Origin of the sequence: Arthrobacter sp. EpRS71 (assembly GCF_001512285.1) — a bacterium.
Lineage (GTDB): Bacteria > Actinomycetota > Actinomycetes > Actinomycetales > Micrococcaceae > Arthrobacter.
Window position 1 is genome coordinate 1,469,923 of sequence record NZ_LNUV01000006.1, and the last position, 6,338, is coordinate 1,476,260.

Consider the following 6,338-nt stretch of genomic DNA (forward strand, 5'->3'; position numbering starts at 1 on the left):
ATCAACCAAACAAAACGGGGAAATACATTGAATACCATTAATCGCGTTGCCGTCATCGGCCTCGGGTACATTGGCCTTCCGACCGCTGCCATCCTTGCCACCAACGGCATAGAGGTCATCGGCGTCGACGTCAGCGAACGTACCGTTGATGCTGTAAACGCCGGGCAGGTTCCGTTTGTGGAGCCGGACTTGGGCGTTCACGTGTCAGGCGCAGTCAGCCAGGGTCACCTGAAGGCAAGCACAACGACACCTCAGGCTGAGGCGTACATCGTAGCTGTGCCTACGCCCTTCCAAGAAGATCGCTCTGCTGATCTCAGCTACATTGAAGCAGCCGCCCGCGGTATCGCCCCACAATTGCAGGGCGGTGAGCTTCTGATCCTCGAGTCGACCTCCCCCCCTGGTGCCACCGCCCACATGGCAAACTACATTCTCAACCTGCGGCCGGACCTTAGCCTCGATGGGTCAGATTCGCGTCCTGCCATCATGGTTGCACACTGCCCGGAGCGGGTCCTTCCCGGGCGCGTCATGATTGAGCTCGTCACTAACGACAGAATCGTTGGGGGCATTACGCCTGAGGCCGCTGAAGCCGCCAAGAATCTTTATTCGGTGTTCTGCCAAGGTGAGATCCTCACAACAGATGCTGTGACTGCTGAGATGGCAAAGCTCGTGGAAAACTCCTACCGCGACGTGAACATCGCATTCGCCAATGAGCTGTCCGTCATTAGCGAAAGGCTTGGCATTGATGTGTGGGAACTCATCCGGCTGGCCAACCACCACCCGCGAGTTAACATCCTTCAGCCAGGTCCCGGAGTAGGTGGGCACTGCATTGCAGTTGACCCGTGGTTCATTGTTGCCGCTGCGCCGGAGGAAGCCCGACTGATCAGGACGGCACGTGAAGTCAACGACGCGAAGCCTGAGTGGGTCTTCCAACAGGTTGTGTCGTCCCTCCAGGATCTTCCCGCAGACACCGAGATTTCCGTTTTGGGCCTGGCTTTCAAAGCGAACATCGATGACCTCCGCGAATCCCCGGCTATTGAGATTGCAACACACCTGGCGGAGGAATTGGAGGATCGCCGTATCAACGTGGCCGAACCTCACGTTGACCAATTGCCCAAGCAGCTTCGCGGCCGCGGAAACGTCGAACTCATGAGCGTGGAGGAGTCTATTGAGCGTTCTGGCGTCGTGGTAGTGCTCGTGGACCACGACGCAGTCAAGGAAATTGGCCCAGAATTCTTGGCGGGAAAAACAGTTATAGACACCCGCGGTGCTCTGAACTAACTGGCAACCACACGCGGAACCCTTATGGACAACCGCCTTGCAATTTAAGGAAAATTTCTAATGACGGGCAACCACAGCACACCCCCGCCACAGGAGTACGGCGCCAATGGCTTTGTTTTCCCACTTGATTGGGAAGACTATTCTGCAACCGAGATGGCCGACGCAGCCTGTAGGGAACTACAAAAAGTTCATGATGAGTTGGCCAGGATCACAAGACTGCACGACGGCCTGACTGCTTCGATTACAGAAGTTTTGGCATCCATCAGGCCCTCGGATGGGGAAGTCAAAGCCGCTCGAAAAGCGAGAGTCGATAAAGTACGTCGCAGGTTCCGGGAGCGGCAGATCGGGCCTCTGGCTCTTATCCGAGTCCTTACTTGGATCTATCTCAAGGGCGGGCGTCTGGATGCAGAAGAGGCGCGCCTGGAGGCGGCACGAGCGACCCTTCCACTGGCCAAAGTTACCTCAAATTATCTGGGGGATAAGCCCGTTCGTTATGCTACGAAAGGGAGTGAGTATCTGAAGGCCTCGGTGTGGGCTAAGGCGCTTGGCATCAAGCATGGAGGATCCCCCGGTTTTCTTGAATTGACGAGGCAGTTGGCCGTGAAACGCGGTAATGTTTCAGAGGTCCTTGAGCTCACTCACAAAATTGAGGGACTCAAAAAGCAAAAATCACCCGGCGCCTTACGCCAAGTTGAAGGCCGAGTTCGCGAAGCTTCCGGATGGCTGCCGAGGATTCCCGGACCGAAGACCCCGATAAAGCCTCGGGATCAGATAACGATCATGCACCTAGTGAAGGAGAGCCGACCATTTCACTCGAACGGATTCACCTCACGTAGTCAACGGAACTTCGAGTCCGAACTCGCTGCAGGTCTCAAGCCGGTTGTCGTAACGGAGCTCGGATTCCCGCGTTCCGTGGTTGGCGACGACTTCAACGCGATCGAGCTAGTAGAAGGCATCGAGCATCACCGTCTGGACATAGGGCCGGGGTACAAGATACCTGCCTTCGATGAATGGCTTACCGATTTTGCTTGGGCCGCTTACAAAAAGCTATGCGAGATTCGTCCAGCGGTCATCCACGTCAGCTCGGGTCGTCGCGGTTATGAAACAGCATTGGTTGGCCTTGCTCTGAAGGAAAAAACGGACCTGCCGCTGGTATACGAAGTTAGGTCATTTTTTGAGGGAACGTGGACCGGAGAGACTGCTCAAGAAGATAAGAGCGAGATTTTCGCACGGCGTATGGCCGTCGAGCAGATGTGCATGGAGCGCGCGGATTTCGTCTTGACTATCGGCGAAGCAATGCGCGACGAAATCATAGGTCGTGGAATTCCGGCGGCCAAGATTGCTATCGTTCCAAACGGCGTAGACCTGGGCAACTTTCAGCCCCAATCACGCTCAGCAGAGCTTGCTTCGAAATATGGGATCGAGGGTCCTACCTTCGGTTATGTGTCCAATATGGATCATCATCGGGAATCACAGGAAACTTTGATTCGCGCTGCAGCCATTCTTAGGGGACGCGGCTTGGACTTTACCTGTGTGCTGGTCGGTTCTGGCCTAAGATTCGAAGAGATGAAGGCTTTTGCCAAGAAATATGACGCTGAAAAGGCCGTGGTATTCACTGGCTCCGTTGACCACAACAGTGTCGCCGGCCACTATTCTCTCATAGACATATTCGTTGTTCCTCGAATTACAGAGCGCGCATCTAAATACGTCACCCCGCTAAAACCCTTTGAAGCTATGGCGTTAGAAAGACCCATCATCGGCAGCGACCTGCCTGCTCTGCGTGAGATACTTGCCCCTCCGCTCCGAGGTGAGATCTTCGCCGCTGGAGACGCAAAGGACTTGGCAGACAAAATTCAAGTCCTTGCTAGGAACCCGGAACGCATGAAAGCCCTCGGTAAGGCTGGGCGTGAATGGATCGAGAAGGATCGCCAGTGGGAAAATAACGGTCTCGTCTATCGGGAAATTTTTGATAGCGTTCAACAGGCTTGGAAGGTGAAAAGTAATTGAAAATCAATCTAAGCGGTTATAACCACACGGATGCTTCGCCGTTGCGGGAGGCTTTGGGATATGTTCGATATCTCGAAGCTAAAAATGGTGAAAAGCCATTGCTTATGGCATATACGCCAGTTGCCAGGATGAACCCTTATCAAGCATTGATATACAAGTCTTTCGCTGCGAATAATATAACTACTGTTCCGTTGATCAAGCCACTCTTTTTTGATCAGCTGACTCAACTCAATTCACAGGTTGAAGGTGTTCTACTGCACCTTCATTGGAATTCTTTCATCCTTAGTGCTGCCGTCGATCGCGCCGATGCCGTGAAGCGCCTGAATTCGTTTAAGAAACGCCTGCTTTCGTTTAAGCGCGAAGGGGGCAGGGTCATGTGGACTGTGCACAATATTTTGCCGCATGATGCTAAGTACCTTGATCTAGAAATCGATCTCCAGCAGTTCATTGCTGATAATTCGGACCTTATCCACACCATGTCTGAACACACTTCAAAGGCCGTGGAAGATGTCCTGACTCTGGACGAGTCCAAGCTACTTGTATCTCCTCATCCAAGCTACTTGGGGGCATACGAAGATTACACAAATCGGGACGAGGCTAGAATTACCCTTGGCCTGGATCCCGATGAAGTCGTCTACGTGATATTGGGTGCCCTGAAAGCCTATAAAGGCATCGGCGAGTTCATTGATGGCTTCGACGCGGCATGTGCTGGCTCTACCCTTCGTAGGCGTCTAATAATCGCAGGCGAGCCAGATGGCTCAGATATTATATCTGCGCTAGTATCTCGCAGTAACTTGCACCCGAACATACTGATCGATGCGCGGAAGATACCTTATAACCTTGTGCAACTGTACATGCGATCAGCCGACATTTTGGCTGTGCCCTATCACCGAGCACTCAACAGTGGGTCTGCGCTACTCGGGCCGTCGTTCGGACTTCCCGTCATCTCAAGCACAGCTGGCTCTCTTCCTGAGGTCTTGGACAATAGCTTCACTGAATTTATAGATGGGACTGAGGTAGCACACGTGGCGGAAGCCATTCGGAATGCAGACAGGCTCCTGTCTTCTGAGGCTAGGAAAGCCGCTGTACGGTTTGCCGAAGAACTACGACCTGGGCCTGTAAGCAGCAGGTTTGCGTCGCAGATTAGGAATCGCCTAGGGCTGTCAAGCGCTTCTGATTCGAGATTGGGGGAGGAGGGCAGTTTAGTGAGGGCCGCCCGATGAAAACTCCACACATAACTCTGGCTTAAGCCAACACTTCTGGCCGCCTGAATGAAACCTTGAGCGTGCACTTCTCTAGCGGATGCTGAGTTTTATATTGCGCACACCGGAGTCCGAAATTAGTATAAATAAAGTTAAGGATGTATAACAATGGCGCGAGTTGGCCTCGTCGGTTTTTTTGGCTGGGGAAATTATGGTGACGAGCTTTTTCATCGCATTTGGGAAACGTCGATAGGTCGTTTTCATGAGACCCAGGTGATGCATGATCTCCTCCAGCAGCCATACTTTTCAAGACCCGCGGCAGAACTAGTCAAGGAAGTCGATGCCATCGTAATAGGTGGTGGTGACTTGGTTATTCCTAATAAAATCTCTCCATTATATTGGAATCGTGCGTGGCTTGATGTTCCCGTTTACATATCGGGTGTCGGCGTTCCTACTTGGGTCAAGCTCGAAGCACCTGACGTCATGGATAGAATGAGGTCCTTTTTTCAACATCCGAATGTGAAGTACATCTCGGCTAGGGATATAGAAAGCGCAGAATGGATCAGGCACAAGTTGCGACCGACCGTACCTGTTTATCATCATGCAGATCTTGCATTCGGGAGCTTCTATCCTCCTGCTCGTAAGTTTGAGAACCCAACGGTGGGTATTTCACTTAGAACCCACCGTGCGGACTCAGATCCTACGATATTGCTCGATGCCTGCAAACAGCTGCAAAACCAAGGCTACGATATTCTCAACGTCGTTATGGGTACAGGAAAGACGCGTGTTGCAGACTTGGCAGTTGCTGAGGCATTCCCCCTAAAAGACCAAATCATCTTCGAAAGTGAAGACATCGATGCGATCAGTTCAACAATCGGTGGACTGGATCTCCTAATCTCAAATAAATTCCACGGCACTGTAGTAGCCACAACTTATGGTGTCTCTTCGGTGGTCCTCTCTTCCACTTCTAAGTCAAAGAATATCTACAAGCGGCTAGGTCGTACTCCATTGCTATCAAGTGCCACGGACGAGTCACTTATGGATAAGATCCGTCTGGCCAAGATGCCTCTATCAGCTGATGCGGTGAAGGCGCTTCGGCTCGAGGCTTTTGAGGGAGTGCATAACGTGGTTAGCGAGATAAATGCTGAGTTTCCTGTAGTAAATTCTGCGGACCACCAGTTGCAGGGAGTGTAGTCTGATAGTTAACGGGGCTGTCTTCATTCTAGTGAAGGCGGCCCCGGTTTGTTTAGCGACAGCTCTTAGAGGAGAGGGCTGGGGTGACTTTTTGACATGACCGTGTTCCACCCTAGGAAAGCTGGGGGTGTTGAAGAAAATGCGGGGAGGATCACTCTTGTGCTATGCCTCGTAATCCTTAAACGAACGAACCGCAGTTCGATAGGATTGAGCCCGTGACTATCGAACATAACAAGACATTCGACCTCTCGGCTTCCTTCAAGGCGTACGACGTCCGGGGCATCGTGGGCGAAACCATTACGGCCGAAATCGTCGAGGCCGTAGGTGCTGCCTTCATTGACGTCCTTGGCTTGGAGGGCGAAACGGTACTGGTTGGCGGCGATATGCGTCCCTCCTCGCCTGAGTTCAGCCAGGCGTTTGCCAACGGCGCAGCCACACGTGGCGCGAACGTTCAGTTGCTGGACCTTATCTCAACCGATGAGCTCTACTACGCCTGCGGGGCCCTGAACGCTGCCGGCGCAACGTTCACCGCCAGTCACAACCCCGCCGCCTACAACGGGATCAAGATGTCCAAGGCCGGCGCCCAGCCCATCTCCTCCGAGAGCGGCTTGAAGGAAATCCAGGCCCTCGCCGAGGAGTACCTGAACACGGGCATGA

Annotated in this window: 4 protein-coding genes and 1 pseudogene; all 5 read left to right on the top strand. The window is 52.9% G+C overall.

All coding sequences use genetic code 11. The annotated features are described in order from the left end of the window. Positions 1-27: 27 nt before the first annotated feature. Entirely contained in the window at positions 28-1,278 is a 1,251-nt protein-coding gene (wecC, locus tag AR689_RS17090; RefSeq protein WP_062072048.1) for a UDP-N-acetyl-D-mannosamine dehydrogenase, read from the top strand. 60 nt (positions 1,279-1,338) lie between these two features. Continuing rightward, a complete protein-coding gene (locus tag AR689_RS17095; protein ID WP_062072050.1) occupies positions 1,339-3,285 on the top strand; it encodes a glycosyltransferase family 4 protein in 1,947 nt (648 codons plus the stop codon). After that, entirely contained in the window at positions 3,282-4,508 is a 1,227-nt protein-coding gene (locus tag AR689_RS17100; RefSeq protein ID WP_156424628.1) for a glycosyltransferase, read from the top strand. The genes AR689_RS17095 and AR689_RS17100 overlap by 4 nt, the downstream gene beginning before the upstream one ends. A 147-nt stretch (positions 4,509-4,655) precedes the next feature. Further along, positions 4,656-5,681, top strand: a complete 1,026-nt coding sequence (locus tag AR689_RS17105) for a polysaccharide pyruvyl transferase family protein (protein ID WP_062072053.1) — start codon at positions 4,656-4,658, stop codon at positions 5,679-5,681. Positions 5,682-5,896: 215 nt separating this feature from the next. Beyond that, positions 5,897-6,338, top strand: a pseudogene (gene manB, locus AR689_RS23410) (phosphomannomutase/phosphoglucomutase); the annotation flags it as partial.

What these genes read in the sequence shown, in the direction of transcription:
- AR689_RS17095 (WP_062072050.1), top strand. Translation starts at nt 1,339, where the DNA reads ATGACGGGCAACCACAGCACACCCCCGCCACAGGAGTACGGCGCCAAT.
- AR689_RS17105 (WP_062072053.1), top strand. Translation starts at nt 4,656, where the DNA reads ATGGCGCGAGTTGGCCTCGTCGGTTTTTTTGGCTGGGGAAATTATGGT.